Annotated in this window: 20 protein-coding genes; 19 read left to right on the forward strand and 1 reads right to left on the reverse strand. The window is 41.2% G+C overall.

What is annotated here, in order from left to right:
* Positions 1–148: 148 nt before the first annotated feature.
* The gene (locus HT723_RS06600) at positions 149–2266 is read right to left on the reverse strand and encodes an LTA synthase family protein (protein WP_172934886.1); all 2118 of its coding nucleotides are present in this window, start codon (positions 2264–2266) and stop codon (positions 149–151) included.
* 149 nt (positions 2267–2415) lie between these two features.
* Between HT723_RS06600 and HT723_RS06605 the strand changes: the two genes are divergently transcribed.
* From HT723_RS06605 to thrB, 19 genes are all read left to right on the forward strand, one after another.
* Positions 2416–3579, forward strand: a complete 1164-nt coding sequence (locus HT723_RS06605; protein WP_014017286.1) for a class I SAM-dependent rRNA methyltransferase — start codon at positions 2416–2418, stop codon at positions 3577–3579.
* Positions 3576–4253, forward strand: a complete 678-nt coding sequence (aroD, locus tag HT723_RS06610; RefSeq protein WP_000767767.1) for a type I 3-dehydroquinate dehydratase — start codon at positions 3576–3578, stop codon at positions 4251–4253. Before HT723_RS06605 ends, aroD begins: the two co-directional genes overlap by 4 nt.
* A complete protein-coding gene (locus HT723_RS06615; protein WP_000762494.1) occupies positions 4243–5097 on the forward strand; it encodes a shikimate dehydrogenase in 855 nt (284 codons plus the stop codon). The genes aroD and HT723_RS06615 overlap by 11 nt, the downstream gene beginning before the upstream one ends.
* Positions 5098–5115: 18 nt before the next feature.
* Positions 5116–6183: a 3-dehydroquinate synthase gene (gene aroB / locus HT723_RS06620; protein WP_172934878.1), complete on the forward strand. Its 1068-nt coding sequence runs from the start codon at positions 5116–5118 to the stop codon at positions 6181–6183.
* A 9-nt stretch (positions 6184–6192) separates the two neighbouring features.
* On the forward strand, positions 6193–7359 hold the full coding sequence (gene aroC / locus HT723_RS06625) for a chorismate synthase (RefSeq protein WP_001269867.1): 1167 nt from the start codon (positions 6193–6195) through the stop codon (positions 7357–7359).
* Between the two features lie 9 nt (positions 7360–7368).
* Positions 7369–8472 (forward strand): prephenate dehydrogenase, encoded by a 1104-nt coding sequence (locus tag HT723_RS06630; RefSeq protein ID WP_001140475.1) that lies wholly within the window; start codon positions 7369–7371, stop codon positions 8470–8472.
* Positions 8473–8482: 10 nt separating this feature from the next.
* A complete protein-coding gene (locus HT723_RS06635; RefSeq protein ID WP_000065992.1) occupies positions 8483–8821 on the forward strand; it encodes a YlbF/YmcA family competence regulator in 339 nt (112 codons plus the stop codon).
* Positions 8822–8912: 91 nt separating this feature from the next.
* On the forward strand, positions 8913–10196 hold the full coding sequence (gene aroA, locus HT723_RS06640; RefSeq protein WP_050118369.1) for a 3-phosphoshikimate 1-carboxyvinyltransferase: 1284 nt from the start codon (positions 8913–8915) through the stop codon (positions 10194–10196).
* A complete protein-coding gene (locus HT723_RS06645; RefSeq protein ID WP_172934879.1) occupies positions 10189–10665 on the forward strand; it encodes a shikimate kinase in 477 nt (158 codons plus the stop codon). The genes aroA and HT723_RS06645 overlap by 8 nt, the downstream gene beginning before the upstream one ends.
* Positions 10662–11510: a prephenate dehydratase gene (gene pheA / locus HT723_RS06650; protein WP_172934880.1), complete on the forward strand. Its 849-nt coding sequence runs from the start codon at positions 10662–10664 to the stop codon at positions 11508–11510. The genes HT723_RS06645 and pheA overlap by 4 nt, the downstream gene beginning before the upstream one ends.
* Positions 11507–12781, forward strand: a complete 1275-nt coding sequence (gene psr, locus HT723_RS06655; RefSeq protein ID WP_000032347.1) for a polyisoprenyl-teichoic acid--peptidoglycan teichoic acid transferase Psr — start codon at positions 11507–11509, stop codon at positions 12779–12781. The genes pheA and psr overlap by 4 nt, the downstream gene beginning before the upstream one ends.
* Positions 12782–13059: 278 nt before the next feature.
* A complete protein-coding gene (locus HT723_RS06660; RefSeq protein ID WP_001061988.1) occupies positions 13060–13905 on the forward strand; it encodes a phosphorylcholine transferase LicD in 846 nt (281 codons plus the stop codon).
* The gene (locus HT723_RS06665) at positions 13895–14998 is read left to right on the forward strand and encodes a glycosyltransferase (protein ID WP_000225892.1); all 1104 of its coding nucleotides are present in this window, start codon (positions 13895–13897) and stop codon (positions 14996–14998) included. Before HT723_RS06660 ends, HT723_RS06665 begins: the two co-directional genes overlap by 11 nt.
* Before the next feature lies 1 nt (position 14999).
* Positions 15000–15986, forward strand: a complete 987-nt coding sequence (locus HT723_RS06670; protein ID WP_172934881.1) for a glycosyltransferase family 2 protein — start codon at positions 15000–15002, stop codon at positions 15984–15986.
* Positions 15987–16001: 15 nt separating this feature from the next.
* A complete protein-coding gene (locus tag HT723_RS06675) occupies positions 16002–17435 on the forward strand; it encodes an O-antigen polysaccharide polymerase Wzy (RefSeq protein ID WP_172934882.1) in 1434 nt (477 codons plus the stop codon).
* Positions 17436–17463: 28 nt separating this feature from the next.
* Positions 17464–18498, forward strand: coding sequence for a hypothetical protein (locus HT723_RS06680; protein WP_000461498.1), 1035 nt, complete (start codon positions 17464–17466; stop codon positions 18496–18498).
* A 141-nt stretch (positions 18499–18639) separates the two neighbouring features.
* The gene (gene mecA, locus HT723_RS06685; protein WP_000782677.1) at positions 18640–19377 is read left to right on the forward strand and encodes an adaptor protein MecA; all 738 of its coding nucleotides are present in this window, start codon (positions 18640–18642) and stop codon (positions 19375–19377) included.
* A 150-nt stretch (positions 19378–19527) separates the two neighbouring features.
* Positions 19528–20814, forward strand: coding sequence for a homoserine dehydrogenase (locus HT723_RS06690; RefSeq protein ID WP_138702042.1), 1287 nt, complete (start codon positions 19528–19530; stop codon positions 20812–20814).
* 1 nt (position 20815) lies between these two features.
* Positions 20816–21685 carry a homoserine kinase gene (gene thrB / locus HT723_RS06695; protein ID WP_031243300.1) on the forward strand — a complete coding sequence of 290 codons (870 nt, stop codon included), beginning with the start codon at positions 20816–20818 and terminating at the stop codon, positions 21683–21685.
* Positions 21686–21797 lie beyond the last annotated feature (112 nt).

A 21797-nucleotide genomic window follows, 5' to 3' on the forward strand; every position in this document is an offset into this window, starting at 1 on the left:
CAACCTCAAAACAGTGTTTTGAGCTGACTTCGTCAGTCTTATCTACAACCTCAAAGCAGTGCTTTGAGCAGCCTGCAGATCGCTTCCTAGTTTGCTCTTTGATTTTTGTTGATAAAAAGAAATGCTCCTCCACGATGGAAGAGCATTTTTATTGTGATTTTGATTCAGTTTCTGCAGACTCGGGATGGAGTTCTTGGTAACTTGGTGCCTTGAAAAGGTCAGTACTAGTTTTGCCTTGTCGTTGGCTAAAGAGGCTGGTTGACTGACTACCTTTTTCCTGTTCAATCTTTTGCAGAATTGGCAAGGAATTGAGGTAAGAAATACTTTCAGTATCAACTTTTCCAAGATGATCTGCTTGGTAGAAACGTATCAAATCACCAGTTTGAATCTGGTCGCTGATTTTTAGCTGTTGGCTGGCTGCCTGCCGAACGCTTTCTAGTTCAGTTTGAGCTTGTTCATCAAGATTGCTGATTTCAAGACCGCTCTCAGTATAGTAGGTTCGTCCGTCGTAGCTGGTGTATTTTGGTGTGACGAAGGAATTGGCAGTTCGAAAGGCAACGATTTCTTGATGATCTGGAGACAGAAGGTCTTGGCCGACTTGAAGGAAGGAATTGGACTCAATACCAAGGAGGTGTTCGAGAGTCGGTAAGATATCGATTTGTCCACCGTAGGTATTGATGATTTGTCCTTTTTCATAGCCAGGCATGACCACCATAAAAGGCACCCGTTGCAACATGGCATTGTCGTAATTCGACCAGTTATCAGAAGTCTTTCCAATCAAGGGTGCCAGCTCAGGATTGCGGGAGTTGGAAATACCATAATGGTCTCCGTAAATGACGATGATGGATTTTTCATAGAGGCCACTTTCTTTGAGATAGTCAAAGAAGGCCTTGATGGCACTATCCAGATAGTTAGCTGTTTGGAAGTAGCCGTTGATTGTTTCATCTTTGGTTTTAGCCAGTGGGAAACCAAGCTCATCGCCTGTCAGATTGCTAGCATAGGGATAGTGATTGGACACCGTGATATACTTGGCATAAAAAGGCTGCTGCAAGTGCTCCAGATATTGGATAGAATCTTTCATCATGATTTTATCATTTAAACCATATTGGAAAGAATTGCTACTGTCTTGCTTGGTGAAGTAGGATGCATCAAAGAAGTATTGATAGCCCCATTGTTTGTAGGTCGTATTTCGGTTCCAGAAGGTCCCAATATTACCGTGAAAGACAGCACTTGATTGATAGCCATTTTTTGTTAGGATAAAAGGCGCTGCCTGCTGGGTATTGGTACTTCCATAGTTGACCATAAAGGAACCTTGGTCAAGTCCAAACAAACCAGTCTCTAGCATGGTTTCCGCATCTGAGGTTTTACCAGCCTTGACTTGGTTAAAGATATTCGAAAAGGCTAGTGTAGATTGCGAATGGTAGAGGGAATTAAGAAAGGGAGTGACTTCATGCTCAGTTCCATCTAGGTTGAGTTTATAGTCAAGTAGGAACTGCTGGAAGCTCTCCAAGTGGAGATAAATCACATTTTTTCCTTTGGCCAAGCCAAAATAGTCTGGATTGGGCTTAGCCGAATGCTCTTGAATATAATCTGTAATAGGTTGAAGGTCAGTCTCAGAGGCCTTAGCCCGTTCTTTATTAGCGCTATAGGATTGGTTGGCACTATAGCCTAAAAAAGCTGGTAAACTGAGGGCGCGGACAACATAATAATTCGAAAATCCTCGCGATAGGAGATCGGGACGCTCAATTTCAGCCAAGAAAAGGTTAGCTGAAAAGAGCAGGGCAGAGAGAGCAGTGATGGCAACACTGGAGCGGAATTTGAAAGGTCTCCTATCCAGCTGGATGAATTTTTTATAGAAAAGGAAAGCCAGCAGTGGGAAATCCATAAAATAGATGAAATCCCAAAAGCGCAGTAACTCTAATTCTGCAGTACCAACAGACACCTTGCTGACCACCTTCATGGTATTAGCCGTGATAAAGTCACTAAATTCTCGATAGTAAAAGACGTTGGAATAAAGCCAAATGAATAAAAGGCTATAAATAGCTATACTCAGACCATAAAAGATTTTGGTTGACCGAGCATAGAGGGCTAGAGCCAGCAGGAGTAGCCCCAAGGGAAGGGGATTGAAAAAGGCGATAAAGGCAAGGTAATTTCCCTGCAACTTGCCCACTTGAATATCTAAATTAAAGTCAACGGCATAGGCTAATAAGGTTTTGAGCCAATAGAGGATTAAAAGGGTTAGGACAAAACCCAGTCTGGTACCCATGGCTTTTTGGATTTTGTTAAAATTGCTTTTCACACATTTACTTCCTAATTTTTTATTAGTATTAGTATACCATTTTTTAAAAGAAGAGTAAAAAAGCAAGGGTAGTTTCTTTTTTGAGAATTGTCTAAAAGTTTGATATAATGGTAGTTATGAATAGAATAAGAGTTAGCAAAAGGGTTGAAAAGAAGCTTGCTAAGGGGCTAGTTTTACTAGAAGCCAGTGATCTTGAGAATGTCAATCTTAAGGATCAGGAAGTAGAAGTGCAGGGTCAAGAAGGAACCTTTCTTGGGACTGCCTACCTTTCTCAGCAAAACAAGGGCTTGGGTTGGTTTATCAGTAAAGACAAGATCACCTTCAATCAAGCTTTCTTTGAAATGCTGTTTAGACAAGCTAAAGAAAAGAGAAGAGCCTACTATCAAGATGATTTGACAACTGCCTTTCGTCTCTTCAACCAAGAGGGAGATGGCTTTGGCGGTCTGACAGTGGACCTCTATGGCGACTATGCTGTCTTTTCTTGGTATAACTCTTATGTTTATCAGATTCGTCAGACCATCTCAGAAGCATTTAGACAGGTTTTTCCTGAGGTGTTAGGGGCCTATGAGAAGATACGCTTTAAGGGTTTGGACTATGAATCTGCCCATGTTTATGGTCAAGAAGCACCTGACTTTTTCACTGTTCTGGAAAATGGTGTTCTGTATCAAGTCTTTATGAATGATGGCTTGATGACAGGAATTTTCCTAGACCAGCATGAGGTTCGTGGTAGTCTGGTCGATGGCTTGGCTATGGGCAAATCCTTGCTCAATATGTTTTCCTATACAGCAGCTTTTTCAGTAGCTGCGACCATGGGAGGAGCAAGTCAGACAACTTCTGTGGACCTAGCCAAACGTTCACGAGAATTGTCTCAAGCGCATTTTCAGGCAAATGGAATCAGCACAGACGACCATCGTTTTGTGGTCATGGATGTCTTTGAATATTTCAAGTATGCCAAACGAAAAGGCTTGACCTACGATGTGATTGTCCTAGATCCGCCTAGCTTTGCTCGGAACAAAAAACAGACCTTCTCTGTGGCCAAGGATTATCACAAGTTGATTTCCCAGAGTCTTGAGATTTTAAATCCAGGAGGGATTATCATTGCTAGTACCAATGCTGCCAATGTTTCCCGTCAGAAATTTACAGAACAAATTGATAAAGGCTTTGCAGGAAGAAGTTACCAGATTTTAAATAAATACGGTCTTCCAGCAGACTTCGCCTATAATAAAAAAGATGAAAGTAGTAATTACCTCAAGGTGATTAGTATGAAGGTTAGTAAATGAAATTAATCGTTTCAGTAATGCCAAGAAGTTTAGAGGAGGCCCAGGCTCTGGATGCCACAAGGTACCTGGATGCCGACATCATTGAATGGCGTGCCGACTATCTGCCTAAAGAAGCGATTTTGCAGGTGGCTCCAGCTATTTTTGAAAAATTCGCAGGTCGTGAGTTGGTTTTCACGCTACGAACTCGCTCTGAAGGGGGAGAAATTGACCTTTCTTCAGAAGAATATATCCATTTAATCAAGGAAGTGGTGCAACTCTATCAACCAGACTATATTGATTTTGAGTACTATAGCTACAAGGATGTTTTTGAGGAAATGCTGGACTTCCCAAATCTCGTTTTGAGTTACCACAATTTCCAAGAAACACCTGAAAATATGATGGAAATCTTGTCAGAGTTGACGAGCCTAAATCCAAAACTTGTCAAGGTTGCGGTGATGGCTCATACGGAGCAGGATGTGCTAGACTTGATGAACTATACACGGGGCTTTAAAACCCTCAATCCTGAGCAGGAATATGTAACTATTTCTATGGGTAAGGTGGGCAAGGTTTCTCGTATCACTGCGGATGTGACTGGTTCGAGTTGGTCTTTTGCCAGTCTGGATGAGGCTAGTGCCCCTGGTCAGATTTCTCTAGCTAGCATGAAAAAAATCAGGGAGATTTTGGATGAAGCTTGATGGCTATACACGTTTAGCTGCAGTTGTTGCCAATCCTATTAAACATTCTATTTCTCCCTTCATCCACAATAGGGCCTTTGAGGCGACAGCTACCAATGGTGTTTATGTTGCTTGGGAGATTGAAGCGAGTGATTTGGCAGAAACAGTAGCCAATATTTGTCGCTACCAGATGTTTGGCATCAATCTGTCCATGCCCTATAAGGAGCAGGTGATTCCTTATTTGGACGGGCTGAGCGATGAGGCGCGCTTGATTGGTGCGGTCAATACGGTTGTCAATGAGAATGGGAATTTGATTGGATATAATACAGATGGCAAGGGATTCTTTAAGAGTTTGCCTTCTTTTACAATTACAGGTAAGAAGATGACCCTGCTGGGTGCAGGTGGTGCGGCCAAGTCCATTATAGCGCAAGCCATTTTGGATGGTGTCAGTCAGATTTCGGTCTTTGTTCGTTCCGTTTCTATGGAAAAAACAAGACCTCACCTAGACAAGTTACAGGAGCAGACAGGCTTTAAAGTGGATTTGTATGCTTTAGAAGATGTTTCGGAACTGCAAGCAAGGATTGCCGATTCGGGCTTACTGGTCAATGCGACTAGTGTGGGCATGGATGGTCAATCATCCCCAGTTCCAGAAAACATCAATCTGACAGAGACTCTCTTGGTCGCAGATATCATTTACCAACCCTTTGAAACGCCATTTTTGAAATGGGCTAGAAGTCAGGGTAATCCAGCAGTCAATGGTCTGGGAATGTTGCTCTATCAAGCTGCAGAAGCTTTTCAACTGTGGACAGGCAAGGAAATGCCGACAGAAGAGATTTGGCAGTCTTTAACAGAAAAATACCAATAAAGAAAGGGAGACTCTCTTATGAAAATCAGAATCGATATTCCTCATCATCCTTATGATATTCAGATTGAAAAAGGTTGTCTGGCTCAGGCTGGTCAATGGTTGCGAGAATTATGGCAACCACAAAAAGTGCTCATCGTAACAGACAACCATGTAGCTTCTCTTTATGCTGAGAAGGTCAAACTCAGCCTAGAAGATGCTGGTTTTCAGGTAGCTGTTTTTGACTTTTTAGAAGGGGAAGAAAGAAAGAATTTAACTACTGTTCAGAAAGTATATGAATTTCTAGTTAAGCAGGGGTTGACTCGTAGCGATGGAATCGTGGCTCTCGGCGGTGGTGTCGTTGGGGATCTGGCTGGTTTTGTAGCCTCTACCTATATGCGGGGTATTCACTTTGTTCAGATTCCGACCAGTTTAACTGCCCAGGTGGATTCGTCTATCGGTGGAAAGACAGGCGTTAACACTCCATTTGCAAAGAATATGGTGGGTACCTTTGCCCAACCAGATGGGGTTCTGATTGACCCGCTTGTCCTTGAAACGCTTGGAAAAAGAGAGTTGATTGAAGGGATGGGGGAGGTCATCAAGTATGGCTTGATTGAGGATCCAGAACTGTGGGCTCTTTTGACGGAGCTGGATGGTTCTGTTGAGAGCATTCTGGAACATGCAGAGACCTTGATTGAACATTCTTGTCAGGTCAAGCGCAAGATGGTAGTTGAGGATGAGTTGGACAATGGTGTTCGCCTTTACCTCAATTTTGGCCACACCATTGGTCATGCCATTGAAGCGACGGCTGGGTATGGGAAAGTCATGCATGGTGAAGCTGTTGCCATGGGAATGGTACAGATTTCCAAGGTTGCTGAGGAAAAAGGCCTCATGCCAGCTGGCATTACCCAATCTATCACAGAGATGTGTCAGAAATTCGGCTTGCCTGTTGACTATGAAAATTGGGAAGTTGACAAGCTTTATCAGGCTCTTACTCATGACAAGAAAGCGCGTGGTAACACCTTGAAATTGGTCTTGGTGCCAGAGCTTGGTTCAGCGACCATTCACCCAGTTTCTCTGGAAGAGATGAAAGACTACTTGGTAAAATAAGGAGAGTGTATGAGATATTTAACTGCAGGAGAATCACACGGCCCCCGTCTAACAGCTATTATTGAGGGAATTCCAGCTGGACTTCCATTGACAGCTGAGGATATCAATGAGGATCTTAGACGCCGTCAGGGTGGCTACGGTCGTGGTGGTCGTATGAAGATTGAGAGTGACCAGGTTGTCTTTACTTCGGGTGTTCGCCACGGGAAGACGACAGGGGCGCCTATTACTATGGATGTCATCAATAAGGACCACCAGAAATGGCTGGACATCATGTCTGCGGAGGACATTGAAGACCGCCTTAAAAGCAAGCGGAAAATTACTCATCCTCGCCCAGGTCATGCCGATTTGGTTGGGGGGATTAAGTACCGTTTTGATGATTTGCGAAATTCTTTGGAGCGTTCATCAGCTCGTGAAACTACCATGCGGGTGGCAGTTGGTGCAGTAGCCAAACGCCTCTTGGCTGAGCTGGATATGGAGATTGCCAACCATGTCGTGGTCTTTGGTGGTAAGGAAATAGATGTTCCTGAAAATCTGACAGTCGCTGAAATTAAGCAAAGAGCTGCCCAGTCTGAAGTTTCTATTGTCAACCAAGAACGAGAACAGGAAATCAAGGACTATATTGACCAAATCAAACGTGATGGTGATACCATCGGTGGGGTTGTGGAGACAGTCGTCGGAGGCGTTCCAGTTGGTCTTGGTTCCTATGTCCAATGGGATAGAAAATTGGATGCAAGATTGGCCCAGGCAGTTGTCTCTATCAATGCTTTTAAAGGGGTGGAATTTGGTCTTGGCTTTGAGGCTGGTTATCGTAAAGGCAGCCAAGTTATGGATGAAATTCTCTGGTCTAAAGAAGACGGTTATACTCGCCGTACCAATAATCTAGGTGGTTTTGAAGGTGGTATGACTAATGGGCAACCCATCGTTGTTCGTGGGGTCATGAAACCCATTCCTACTCTTTATAAACCTCTTATGAGTGTGGATATCGAAACCCACGAACCTTATAAGGCAACCGTGGAGAGAAGTGATCCGACCGCTCTTCCAGCAGCAGGAGTGGTTATGGAAGCCGTTGTGGCAACGGTTCTGGCACAAGAAATCCTTGAAAAATTCTCATCAGACAATCTAGAGGAATTAAAAGAAGCGGTAGCCCAACACCGAGATTATACAAAGAACTATTAAGGAGTTCCTATGGCAAAAACAATCTATATCGCAGGTCTTGGTTTGATTGGTGCCTCTATGGCGCTTGGTATCAAACGCGATCATCCAGATTATGAAATTTTAGGGTATAATCGCAGTCAAGCTTCGAGAGATATTGCCTTGAAAGAAGGCATGATTGACCGTGCAACGGATGATTTTGCCAGTTTTGCTCCTTTGGCAGATATCATCATTCTCAGCTTGCCAATCAAACAAACCATTTCCTTTATTAAGGAGTTGGCCAACTTGGACTTGAAAGAAGGTGTCATTATTTCAGATGCTGGTTCGACTAAGTCAGCCATTGTAGATGCGGCGGAGAACTATTTAGCTGGCAAGTCTGTTCGCTTTGTCGGAGCCCATCCCATGGCTGGTAGTCACAAGACAGGGGCTGCTTCTGCGGATGTCAATCTTTTTGAAAATGCCTATTATATCTTTACACCTTCGAGTCTGACAAGTCAGGACACGCTTAAGGAAATGAAGGATCTGCTTTCAGGTCTTCATGCTCGTTTTATCGAGATTGATGCCCAGGAGCATGATTGTGTGACTTCTCAGATTAGCCATTTCCCTCATATTCTGGCTTCTAGTCTCATGGAGCAGACTGCGGTCTATGCTCAAGAACATGAGATGGTAAGGCGCTTTGCGGCCGGTGGTTTTCGAGATATGACCCGAATTGCGGAAAGCGAGCCGGGTATGTGGACCTCTATTCTCTTGTCCAATCGTGAGACTATTTTAGACCGAATTGAGGATTTTAAGGAACGTTTGGAAGCGATTGGTCAGGCCATTAGTAAGGGGGATGAAGAGCAAATTTGGAACTTTTTTAACCAAGCGCGTGAACAACGCCAGACCATGGAAATCCATAAGCGTGGTGGTGTGGATAGCTCTTACGACCTCTATGTTGACGTTCCTGATGAAGAAGATGTCATCCTGCGGATTTTGGAACTGCTACGTGGAACTTCCTTGGTTAACATCCACATCAACGAGGAAAATCGTGAAGATATTCACGGAATCCTACAAATTTCATTTAAAAATGCTCAAGACTTGGAACGAGCCGAGCATCTCATAACAGAAAATACCGACTACACAGTCGTCATCAAATAAGGAGAAAATCATGTCAAATATTTACGATAGTGCAAACGAACTCAGTCGCGGTCTACGTGGATTACCAGAATACAAGGATGTTAAAGCAGCTAAAGATGCGATTGCAGCAGATGCTGAGGCAAGCAAAATCTTTACAGAATATCTTGCCTTTCAAGAGGAAATTCAAAAACTAGCACAGACAGGTCAAATGCCAGATGCGTCCTTCCAAGCTAAGATGGAAGGCTTTGGTAAACAGATTCAAGGAAATAGCCTCTTGTCAGAATTCTTTACCAAGCAACAACAATTGGCCATTTACCTTTCTGACATTGAAAAAATTGTTTTTGAACCAGTTTCGGAATTGCTGAAATAAGAAAAGAACGATCCTAAAGTCAGGAATTTTTAAGGAATTTCTGGCTTTTTATGATAAAATAGGTAAAAGTATTGCAAGTATGAGGTCCAGTATGAAACTAAAAACAAACATTCGCCATTTACATGGTAGTATCCGCGTCCCAGGTGACAAGTCTATCAGCCACCGTTCCATTATCTTTGGAAGTTTGGCTGAGGGTGAGACCAAGGTTTATGATATTCTGCGAGGTGAAGACGTTCTTTCGACCATGCAGGTTTTTCGTGACCTTGGTGTTGAAATTGAGGATAAAGATGGGGTTATTACCATTCAAGGTGTAGGCATGGCTGGCTTAAAAGCGCCACAAAATGCCCTTAATATGGGAAATTCTGGCACCTCGATTCGCCTGATTTCAGGTGTCCTTGCTGGTGCAGATTTCGAAGTAGAGATGTTTGGAGATGATAGTCTTTCCAAACGTCCTATGGACCGTGTGACCCTTCCACTGAAAAAAATGGGCGTCAGCATTTCAGGGCAAACTGAACGAGACTTGCCTCCCCTTCGCTTAAAAGGGACGAAAAACCTAAGACCTATTCATTATGAGTTGCCAATTGCCTCTGCCCAAGTCAAGTCAGCCTTGATGTTTGCAGCCTTACAAGCTAAGGGGGAGTCAGTTATTATCGAAAAAGAGTGCACCCGTAATCATACTGAAGATATGTTGAAACAATTTGGTGGTCATTTAAGTGTGGACGGTAAGAAAATCACAGTCCAAGGGCCACAAAAATTGACAGGACAGAAGGTGGTCGTACCAGGAGATATTTCCAGTGCAGCCTTTTGGTTAGTCGCAGGTTTGATTGTTCCAAATTCTCGTCTAGTGCTGCAGAATGTGGGGATCAATGAAACTCGCACCGGTATTATTGATGTCATTCGTGCCATGGGTGGAAAATTGGAAATAACTGAAATCGATCCAGTCGCTAAATCTGCAACCTTGATTGTTGAGTCTTCTGACTTGAAAGGAACAGAGATTTGTGGCGCTTTGATTCCACGTTTGATTGATGAATTGCCTATTATTGCCCTACTTGCGACCCAAGCCCAAGGTGTAACAGTTATCAAGGATGCTGAGGAGCTCAAGGTCAAGGAAACAGACCGTATTCAGGTTGTGGCAGACGCCTTAAATAGTATGGGAGCAGATATTACTCCTACGGCAGATGGGATGATTATCAAAGGAAAATCAGCTCTTCACGGTGCTAGAGTCAATACGTTTGGTGACCACCGTATCGGCATGATGACAGCTATCGCAGCCCTATTGGTTGCAGATGGAGAGGTGGAGCTTGACCGTGCAGAAGCCATCAATACCAGCTATCCTAGTTTCTTTGATGATTTGGAGAGCTTGATTCATGGCTAAGGTGTTATTAGGGTTTATGGGGGCTGGAAAATCGACTATTGCAAGAGGCTTGGACCCTAATTACCTTGATATGGATGCTCTGATTGAGAAGCGCCTAGGTATGTTCATTGCGAATTTTTTCGCTGAAAAGGGAGAAGCAGCCTTTCGTCAGGTAGAATCAGAAGTCCTAGCTGATTTACTACAAACAGACCAAGTCGTGTCAACTGGAGGAGGAGTGGTTATTTCTCAGAGAAATCGTGACTTACTCAAGACTAATACAGATAACATCTACCTGAAAGCAGATTTTGAAACCCTCTACCAACGTATCGCAGCTGATAAGGACAATCAGCGACCGCTTTTTCTAAATAATAGCAAGGAAGAACTAGTAGCTATTTTTCAAGAAAGACAGGCTTGGTATGAGGAAGTGGCTAGTCGGGTTTTGGATGTGACCAAGCTAAGCCCAGAGGAAATTATAGAGGAACTAAGATGAAAATTGCTTATCTAGGTCCCAAAGGATCATTTTCACACCACGTTGTGCAGACAGCTTTTCCTCATGAGGAATTGCAGGCTTTTGCCAACATTACAGATGTCATCAAGGCTTATGAGCAAGGATTAGTGGACTATTCTGTGGTGCCAGTTGAAAATTCTATTGAGGGTAGTGTTCATGAAACCTTGGACTATCTTTTTCATCAGGCTCACATCCAAGCAGTAGCAGAAATCGTTCAGCCTATTCATCAGCAGTTGATGGTGGTTCCAGGCCGTACTAAGATTGAAAAGATTTTTTCACATCCACAGGCCTTGGCTCAAGGAAAGAAATTCATCGATGAACAATATCCAGAGGCTCAAATCGAGGTAACAGCTAGTACAGCTTATGCGGCCCGTTTTATTTCCGAACATCCAGACCAGCCCTTTGCAGCAGTTGCACCTAGAAGTTCTGCTGAAGAATATGGATTGGAACTGATTGCCGAGGATATTCAGGAAATGGAAGCCAATTTCACACGTTTCTGGGTTCTAGGAGCTGAAAAGCCTAGTATTCCCTTGCAAGCACAAACTGAAAAGATGAGTTTGGCCTTGACATTACCTGACAACCTTCCAGGTGCACTTTATAAGGCCCTGTCGACCTTTGCTTGGCGAGGAATTGACTTGACAAAAATTGAAAGTCGTCCACTCAAGACAGCACTGGGTGAATACTTTTTCATTATCGATGTGGATTATACCGATAAGGACTTGGTCCACTTTGCCCAAAAAGAATTAGAAGCGATTGGAATCCAGTATAAAATTCTGGGTGCCTATCCTATTTATCCAATATCAGACCATGGAAAGGAGAGAAGATGAGTAAAGAAAATCCCTTAAGTCATCATGAGCAGTTGCGTTATGATTATTTGCTAAAAAATATTCACTATCTCAATGAGAGAGAAAAAAATGAGTTTGCCTATTTGCAAGAAAAGCTAACTCTTGCTAGGGGAAATAGTAGCTCTAGCTTGGAACAAGAAAGAGAAGAGCAGGTTGACTTACCAAGCTATGCGAACCGGAGTCGCTCACAATCCAAATCACAAGCACTCTCTTTCCCTCCAAAAAAGAAAAGACGGAAGCTCCGTCTTAAACGAATTTTTATGGTGATTTTTTCACTTTTGGTCTGTGTGGCTTTGGCCATGGTATTCATGTTTTTGCGTGGTTACCAAGATGCTAGCGCAAAGAAAACTGCTGATGCTCGGGCAGCTCAAGTAGAAGTCTTTAATGGTCAGGACACTAGAGATGGAGTTAATATTTTAATCATGGGTACTGATGGTCGAATCGGCCAGAACAGTGTTGAGACACGAACTGACTCTATTATGGTATTAAATGTCGGGGGCTCAGATAAGAAAATGAAGCTAGTCAGTTTCATGCGTGATAATTTGGTCTATATAGATGGTTATAGTCAAGTGATTAATGGTAGAAAACAGACAGATAACAAGTTAAACGTAGCCTACGAGTTAGGAGAACAAGAGGGGCAAAAAGGGGCAGAAATGGTTCGCCAAGTCTTGAAAGATAATTTTGACTTGGACATTAAGTACTACGCCTTGGTTGATTTCCAGGCCTTTGCCACAGCGATTGACACGCTTTTCCCTGATGGGGTGACGATTGATGCTCAATTTTCAACATTGAATGGGCGTCCCCTAACAGAAGCTACAGTCGGAGATGATTTATATGCTACCGAGACTGAGTCTCCAACCCAAACCATTAAAGTCGGAAAACAGCAGATGAATGGCTCGACCCTGCTCAATTATGCTCGTTTCCGTGATGATGATGAGGCGGATTACGGCCGTACAAAAAGACAGCAACAAGTTTTAACAGCAATTTTAGAGCAAATTAAAGATCCCACTAAACTTTTCACTGGTTCTGAAGCTCTTGGAAAGGTTTTTGCTATGACCTCAACCAACGTACCCTATACTTTCCTCCTAACAAACGGTTTATCTGTTTTGGATGGAGCAAAAAATGGTATTGAAAAATTGACGATTCCAGAACTGGGTGACTGGGTAGATGCCTATGATGTTTATGGAGGCTTGGGCTTGCTGGTTGATCAAAACAAATATCAAACCAAGCTCGCTCAAATGGGCTTGAGATAAGATAATACTCAATGAAAATCAAAGTGCAAACTAGGAAGCTAGCCGCAGGCTGCTAAAAACACAGTTTTGAGGTTATAGATAAGACTGACGAAGTCAGTTACCTATACCTACGGCAAGGTGAAGCTGACGTGGTTTGAAGAGATTTTCGAAGAGTATAAGACAGAAAAATCAAAGTTTGATAGCTATTTGGATAGCAGTCAGGCTTTGATTTTTTACAGTCTGCAATAGATTTTCACCCCTTGTTTGTGGTATAATGAAACGATACGATAGAAAGAATAATGAACAATATGACTGATTTAAAAGCAATTCAGGCTCGTAGTCTGGAGATGGCTGAATATTTTGTGGCCTTTTGTAAAGAACATGATTTGCTCTGTTATCTCTGTGGCGGAGGCGCTATTGGTGCCCTTCGAAACAAGGGATTTATTCCTTGGGACGACGACCTAGACTTTTTTATGCCTCGTAAAGATTATGAGAAATTAGCAGAATTATGGCCTCGTTATGCAGATGAACGTTATTTCTTGTCAAAGAGTCACAAGAATTTTGTTGATCGTAATCTTTTTATTACCATTCGTGACAAGGAAACCACCTGTATCAAGCCTTATCAGCAGGATTTGGATTTGCCACATGGTCTGGCCTTGGATGTTTTGCCTTTGGATTATTATCCGAAAAATCCAGCTGAGCGGAAAAAACAGGTTCGTTGGGCCTTGATTTATTCACTCTTTTGTGCGCAAACTATTCCAGAAAAGCATGGTGCTCTCATGAAATGGGGAAGTCGCATTTTACTGGGTTTGACTCCAAAATCTCTCCGTTATCGCATCTGGAAAAAAGCTGAGAAAGAAATGACTAAGTATGATTTGGCTGATTGTGATGGCATTACAGAATTATGCTCAGGTCCTGGCTACATGAGAAACAAGTACCCAATCACATCTTTTGAAGACAATCTTTTCTTGCCATTTGAAGGAACAGAGATGCCTATTCCAATCGGCTATGATGTCTATCTCAGAACTGCTTTTGGGGATTATATGACGCCTCCACCAGCAGACAAGCAGGTACCGCATCATGATGCTGTCATCGCTGATATGGATAAGTCTTATACAGAATACAAGGGAGAATATGGTGGCTAAGAAAAAAATCTTATTTTTTATGTGGTCTTTTTCTCTTGGAGGAGGTGCAGAGAAGATTCTATCAACCATTGTTTCAAATCTGGATCCAGAAAAGTATGATATTGATATTCTTGAAATGGAGCACTTTGACAAGGGATATGAATCTGTTCCAAAGCATGTACGCATTTTAAAATCCCTTCAAGATTATCGCCAAACCAGATGGTTACGAGCTTTTTTGTGGAGAATGAGAATTTATTTTCCAAGACTGGCTCGTCGTTTGCTTGTAAAAGATGATTATGATGTTGAAGTTTCTTTTACCATTATGAATCCACCACTGTTGTTCTCTAAAAGAAGAGAAGTCAAGAAGATATCTTGGATTCATGGAAGTATTGAAGAACTTCTTAAGGATAGCTCTAAAAGAGAATCACATAGAAGCCAGTTGGATGCTGCGAATACAATTGTAGGGATTTCAAAAAAGACCAGCAATTCTATCAAGGAAGTTTATCCAGATTATGCTTCTAAATTACAGACAATCTACAATGGATATGATTTTCAGACTATCCTAGAAAAATCTCAAGAGAAGATCGATATCGAGATTGCTCCTCAAAGTATCTGTACTATCGGACGGATTGAGGAAAATAAGGGTTCTGACCGTGTAGTGGAAGTGATACGATTATTACACCAAGAGGGAAAAAACTATCATCTCTATTTTATCGGGGCTGGTGATATGGAAGAGGAACTGAAAAAACGAGTCAAAGAGTATGAGATTGAGGACTATGTACATTTCCTTGGTTATCAAAAAAATCCTTATCAGTATTTATCTCAGACGAAAGTTCTCTTGTCTATGTCTAAACAAGAAGGTTTTCCTGGAGTGTATGTGGAGGCCTTGAGTCTGGGACTCCCTTTTATCTCTACGGACGTTGGAGGGGCTGAGGAATTATCCCAAGAAGGACGATTTGGACAAATCATTGAGAGCAATCAAGAGGCAGCTCAGGCGATTACTAATTACATGACTTCTGCCTCAAACTTTGATGTCGATGAGGCTAGCCAATTCATTCAACAATTTACAATTACAAAACAAATCGAACAAGTAGAAAAACTATTAGAGGAGTAGCATGGAAACTGCATTAATTAGTGTGATTGTGCCAGTCTATAATGTGGCGCAGTACCTAGAAAAATCGATAGCTTCCATTCAGAAGCAGACCTATCAAAATCTGGAAATTATTCTTGTTGATGATGGTGCAACAGATGAAAGTGGTCGCTTGTGTGATTCAATCGCTGAACAAGATGACAGGGTGTCAGTGCTTCATAAAAAGAACGAAGGATTGTCGCAAGCACGAAATGATGGGATGAAGCAGGCTCACGGGGATTATCTGATTTTTATTGACTCAGATGATTATATCCATCCAGAAATGATTCAGAGCTTATATGAGCAATTAGTTCAAGAAGATGCGGATGTTTCAAGCTGTGGTGTCATGAATGTCTATGCTAATGATGAAAGCCCACAGTCAGCCAATCAGGATGACTATTTTGTCTGTGATTCTCAAACATTTCTAAAGGAATACCTCATAGGTGAAAAAATACCTGGGACGATTTGCAATAAGCTAATCAAGAGACAGATTGCAACTGCCCTATCCTTTCCTAAGGGGTTGATTTACGAAGATGCCTATTACCATTTTGATTTAATCAAGTTGGCCAAGAAGTATGTGGTTAATACTAAACCCTATTATTACTATTTCCATAGAGGGGATAGTATTACGACCAAACCCTATGCAGAGAAGGATTTAGCCTATATTGATATCTACCAAAGGTTTTACAATGAAGTTGTGAAAAACTATCCAGATTTGAAAGAGGTTGCTTTTTTCAGATTAGCCTATGCCTACTTTTTTATTCTGGATAAGATGTTGCTAGATGATCAGTATAAACAGTTTGAAGCCTATTCTCAGATTCATCGTTTTTTAAAAGGCCATGCCTTTGCTATTGCTAGGAATTCAATTTTCCGTAAGGGGAGAAGAATTAGTGCTTTGGCTCTATTCATAAATATTTCCTTATACCGATTCTTATTACTAAAAAATATTGAAAAATCTAAAAAATTACATTAGAACGGGGGTGAGCAAGTGATTGATGGAAAACGATTGTTATTTAGTTTGACCATAGTCAGTTATGCCTTGACGCTAGTAAGTGGAATTGTATATCTGTTTAATAATAACAATGTTAGCTTGCTTTCTACTTTATTGTTCTTACTGGTTAGTAGCTTAATTGCTTGTTGGAATGATATCAAGTATTACTTAATCCATTTTATTTTCTATTTAACCATTTTTGTTTTTCTGGTATCAAGGCCAACCATTGATTATTTTAGGGATGGTGCTTTGGATACCTATCATCCCATAGCCTATCGTTTTGCCTTTATAGTTGTCATGGTTTCGATTCTGGGCTTGACCACAGGAGGCGTACTGGCTCGTTACTTCATAGCTAGGAAGAAAATAAAAGTAGCAAATATAGGAAGTTCTCTAAAAGAGGTTTATATCAAGCGGTTACGCTTTGTTTCGCTAGGAGTTTTTCTTCTCACCTATCCTTTCTATTTCATTCGGTTATTTGAACGACTCCTGTATCGCTTGCAGACTTCCTACTATGCCTACTATGCAAATTTTGAAAGTAAACTTCCTTATTTTACCTATATCTTATCAACATTTACGGTCTACGCAATGTGTATGTATTTGGCAACCAAGCCAAAGAAATTGCAGGCAACAGCAGTGCTTGTCTCCTTTATTGCAGCTAATACTATTCATTTGGCAATCGGGACACGCAATCCCTTTATTTTAAGTATTTTATTTGCTTTTGTTTATTACTTTATGCGGGAGCAAACTGAAAAAGGAAAATGGATTGGGTTTAAAGAAAAGTTAGCGATTTTTGTAGGTTCTCCTATTCTCATGTTAGCAATGGGAGTGCTCAATTATGTACGAGATAATGTCCAAGTTTCCCATACAGGTTTCTGGGATATCTTACTTGACTTTATCTATAAGCAAGGGACTAGTTTTGGTGTTTTGGCTAGAGGTTTTCTATTTAACAGTAGCCTCCCTTACCGAGATTTCCGTAATTTTACTTTTGGTCCTGTTCTTGATTATTTTGCAAGGGGGAGTTTGGGGGCCATTTTCGGAGGAAAAGCCTTTGAACATACAACCAATAGTGTGGAGCTAGCTATTGATAGTAATAGCTATGCCCACAATTTGTCCTATCTTGTTTTGAACAAGGAATATTTAAAAGGACATGGTATCGGAAGTAGTTATATCATGGAGTTGTATACAGACTATGGTATGATAGGAGTCTTTCTACTTAGTCTCTTACTCGGTATGCTATTCATAGCTATGCTGCAAGTAGCCTATCGCTCTAGAACAATCCTATTTGCCTTGTCCCTACTCATCTTGAATAATCTATTCTTTATGCCTAGAAGTAGCTTTTCAGAAAGTTTCTTCAATTTATTTACAATGCAATTCTGGGGAATTGTTCTTGTGATTATATTTGTAGCAAAAATGCTTACAAAGGAAAACTAGTATCTACTAAACAAAGGAGAAAAAAATCATGTTTGAACATTATTCAGTAGCTGATTTGTTTGCAAATCTTTATAAAAAACGAAAAGCAAATATTTTAGCTCTCATCGCTTTATTTGCTCTCATTGCTGTACCATTTACAATTAAAGCAGTTAGGAATAAAAACACTGTCAAAGATACAACAAGTTATTCAACTTATCTTATCTATAAAATCACTCCTCCAGAAGATTCGGCCAAAACGATTTTGAATCATCAAATTGGTGGTTATAGTGATTTTTATGGGAAATTGATTGATGGTAATTTGAATGGAGCTTATCTTTTCAATGATGTAGAACCCAGTGAGTTGAAAAAAATTGCCAGTGAATTAGACACGACGGAAACAACCTTGAAAAATTCAACGAATGACTATTGGTGGAAAAAATTGACCGTCTACTATATGATTGACGATGCAGGGGTTGGTGTGAAAATTTTGACATCAAGTAAAGATGCCAATGACTTGTTAGAGAAAAAAATTGATGGGTTGATTGAGAAATTTAAACATGCTTATGCAAATGTGAAAATTGAAAAACTGGAAACCATCAACTCTAAAGAATTGAACGCAAATGGTGAAACAGCGCTTGGCTTAAATGTGAAAAATCTGATTCTTCGTTTAGTTGTTATTGGAGTGGTTTGTGTGATTTTGGTTGTGATGGGAAATGTGTTAGTTTATCTCTTTAATCCAACAATCAATAGAGTAGGTGATTTTTCTCAGTATCAAATTGATTTTGTAACAGAGATTACAACAATTGCTAACCTAGCAGATGTTTTGTCATACAAAAATACTGGACAGGAATTGACCATCGTTAGCTCAAATAAAGCTATCCTAGATAAATTGAAACAGAGTCAAGAAGCTTTAAAAGGAATGCATTTTGTAGATTTACAGGATGTATCATCTCTTTTGGAAAGAGATACAGTCCTTCTTGTTGAAGAGTACGGAGTGACTCGTTATAAGAAATTTGAGCAAAGTCTTCAAATTCTCAGAAACTTAAATCGTTCTATCCTCGGTGTAGCAACCTTTAAATTATAAGTATTCTGATGTATAAGGTCTTCAAAGTCGGCTAAGAGCCGATTTTGAAGGCTTTTTCTATCTGTCTGCAGAAATTTTCTTTTGATAAAATCGTAAAAATCTAGTATAATAGATAGAACTGAAAGTATGAGGTTACTAGCAATGAAAATGAAACAAATTAGTGATACAACTTTAAAAATCACGATGTCTTTAGAGGATTTGATGGATCGTGGAATGGAGATTGCTGACTTTCTCGTTCCTCAAGAAAAAACAGAAGAGTTCTTTTATGCTATCTTGGATGAGCTAGAGATGCCTGATAGCTTTCTGGATACAGGCATGTTGAGCTTCCGTGTGACTCCAAAACCTGATAAGGTAGATGTCTTTGTGACCAAGTCAAAGATTGACCAAAATCTAGATTTTGAAGACTTATCGGATTTGCCAGATATGGAAGAATTGGCTCAAATGTCTCCAGATGAATTTATCAAAACCCTGGAAAAAAGCATCGCAGACAAAACCAAGGATGATATCGAAGCCATTCAATCTCTTGAGCAAGTTGAAGCCAAGGAAGAAGAGCAAGAGCAGGCTGAACAAGAAGCTGAGAGTAAGAAAGAACCTTACATCTACTACATCCTTTCTTTTGCTAAGTTGGCTGACTTGGTAGCTTTTGCCAAGACAGTGACTTTTGAAATGGAAACTTCTGAACTCTACAAAATGAACGAGCGCTATTATTTGACCATTTTAGTGGATATTGAAAATCATCCAAGCCCATATCCAGCTTGGCTGTTGGCCCGTATGCGCGAGTTTGCAGAGGATAGTGATATCAGTCGCTCAGTCTTACAAGAGTATGGTCAAGTCTTGATGAGTCACGATGCAGTGCTCAATCTGCAAAAAATCGGCTAATCTTTTCTGGAAAGCTATTTTCAGATTTTAAGAAGAGCGAATCGTCTGATTCGTTTTTTCTTTTTATACTGAAATAGTGATTTACTATAATAGGAATTTTCACAAAATTCTGTTATAATGGCTATATTAGAAAATTTCGAGGAGATAAAGATGACAGTTAAAATTGCTTTACTAGGATTTGGTACCGTTGCAAGTGGTGTGCCTTTCCTCCTAAAGGAAAATGGAGGAAAAATCAATCAATCAGCACATTCAGATATCAAAGTTGCTAAGGTATTGGTCAAGGATGAAGATGAAAAAAATCGCTTGCTTGCAGCAGGGAATGACTTTAACTTTGTAACCAATGTGGATGATATTTTATCAGACCAGGATATTACTATCGTAGTGGAATTGATGGGGCGTATTGAGCCTGCTAAAACCTTTATCACTCGTGCCTTGGAAGCTGGAAAACACGTTGTTACTGCTAACAAGGACCTTTTAGCTGTCCATGGCGTAGAATTGCTAGAAATCGCTCAAGCTAACAAGGTAGCACTTTACTACGAAGCAGCAGTTGCTGGTGGGATTCCAATTCTTCGTACTTTAGCAAATTCCTTGGCTTCTGATAAAATTACGCGCGTGCTTGGAGTAGTCAACGGAACTTCCAACTTCATGATGACCAAGATGGTGGAAGAAGGCTGGTCTTACGACGATGCTCTTGCGGAAGCGCAACGTCTAGGATTTGCAGAAAGCGACCCGACAAATGACGTAGATGGGATTGATGCAGCCTACAAGATGGTTATCTTGAGCCAATTTGCCTTTGGTATGAAGGTTGCCTTTGACGATGTAGCCCACAAAGGAATCCGCAATATCACACCAGAAGATGTGTCTGTAGCCCAAGACCTTGGCTATGTAGTGAAATTGGTTGGTTCTATCGAGGAAACTCCTTCAGGAATTGCTGCAGAAGTGACTCCAACCTTCCTTCCTAAAGCGCACCCACTTGCTAGTGTGAATGGCGTAATGAACGCTGTCTTTGTAGAATCTAACGGTATTGGTGAGTCTATGTACTACGGACCAGGTGCGGGTCAAAAACCAACTGCAACAAGTGTTGTAGCTGATATTGTCCGTATCGTTCGTCGTTTGAATGATGGTACCATTGGCAAAGACTTCAACGAATATAGCCGTGACTTGGTCTTGGCAAATCCTGAAGATGTCAAAGCAAACTACTATTTCTCAATCTTGGCTCCAGACTCAAAAGGTCAGGTATTGAAGTTGGCTGAAATCTTCAATGCTCAAGATATTTCCTTTAAGCAAATCCTTCAAGATGGCAAAGAGGGTGACAAGGCGCGTGTCGTTATCATCACACACAAGATTAATAAAGCCCAGCTTGAAAATGTCTCAGCTGAATTGAAGAAGGTTTCAGAATTTGACCTCTTGAATACCTTCAAGGTGCTAGGAGAATAAGATGAAGATTATTGTACCTGCAACCAGTGCCAATATCGGGCCAGGTTTTGACTCGGTCGGTGTAGCTGTAACCAAGTACCTTCAAATCGAGGTCTGTGAAGAAGGAGATGAGTGGCTGATTGAACACCAGATTGGCAAATGGATTCCACATGACGAGCGTAATCTCTTGCTCAAAATCGCTTTGCAAATTGTACCAGATTTGAAACCTAGACGCTTGAAAATGACCAGTGATGTTCCCTTGGCGCGTGGTTTGGGTTCTTCCAGCTCGGTTATTGTGGCTGGGATTGAACTAGCCAACCAATTGGGGCAACTCGACTTGTCTGATCATGAAAAATTGCAGTTAGCGACCAAGATTGAAGGACATCCTGACAATGTGGCTCCAGCCATTTATGGTAATCTCGTTATTGCAAGTTCCGTGGAAGGGCAAGTCTCTGCTATCGTAGCAGACTTTCCAGAGTGTGATTTCCTAGCCTACATTCCCAACTATGAATTGCGTACTCGCGACAGCCGTAGTGTCTTGCCTAAAAAATTGTCTTATAAGGAAGCTGTTGCTGCAAGTTCTATCGCCAATGTAGCGGTTGCTGCCTTGTTGGCAGGAGACATGGTGACCGCTGGGCAAGCAATCGAGGGAGACCTCTTCCATGAGCGCTATCGTCAGGACTTGGTGAGAGAATTTGCGATGATTAAGCAAGTGACCAAAGAAAATGGGGCCTATGCAACCTACCTTTCTGGTGCTGGGCCGACAGTTATGGTTCTGGCTTCTCATGATAAGATGCCAACAATTAAGGCAGAATTGGAAAAGCAACCTTTTAAAGGAAAACTGCATGACTTGAGAGTTGATACCCAAGGTGTCCGTGTAGAAGCAAAATAAAGAATAGAAGATAGGATGGGGAAACTCTTGACCAGAGGGCTTCATATCCTTTTTTTGAAAAGAAGTTTATACTCAGTGAAAATCAAAGAACAAACTAGGAAACTAGCCGCAG

The sequence above is a fragment of the Streptococcus sp. 2106 genome, assembly GCF_013277315.1.
GTDB classification, from domain to species: Bacteria; Bacillota; Bacilli; order Lactobacillales; family Streptococcaceae; genus Streptococcus; species Streptococcus pseudopneumoniae.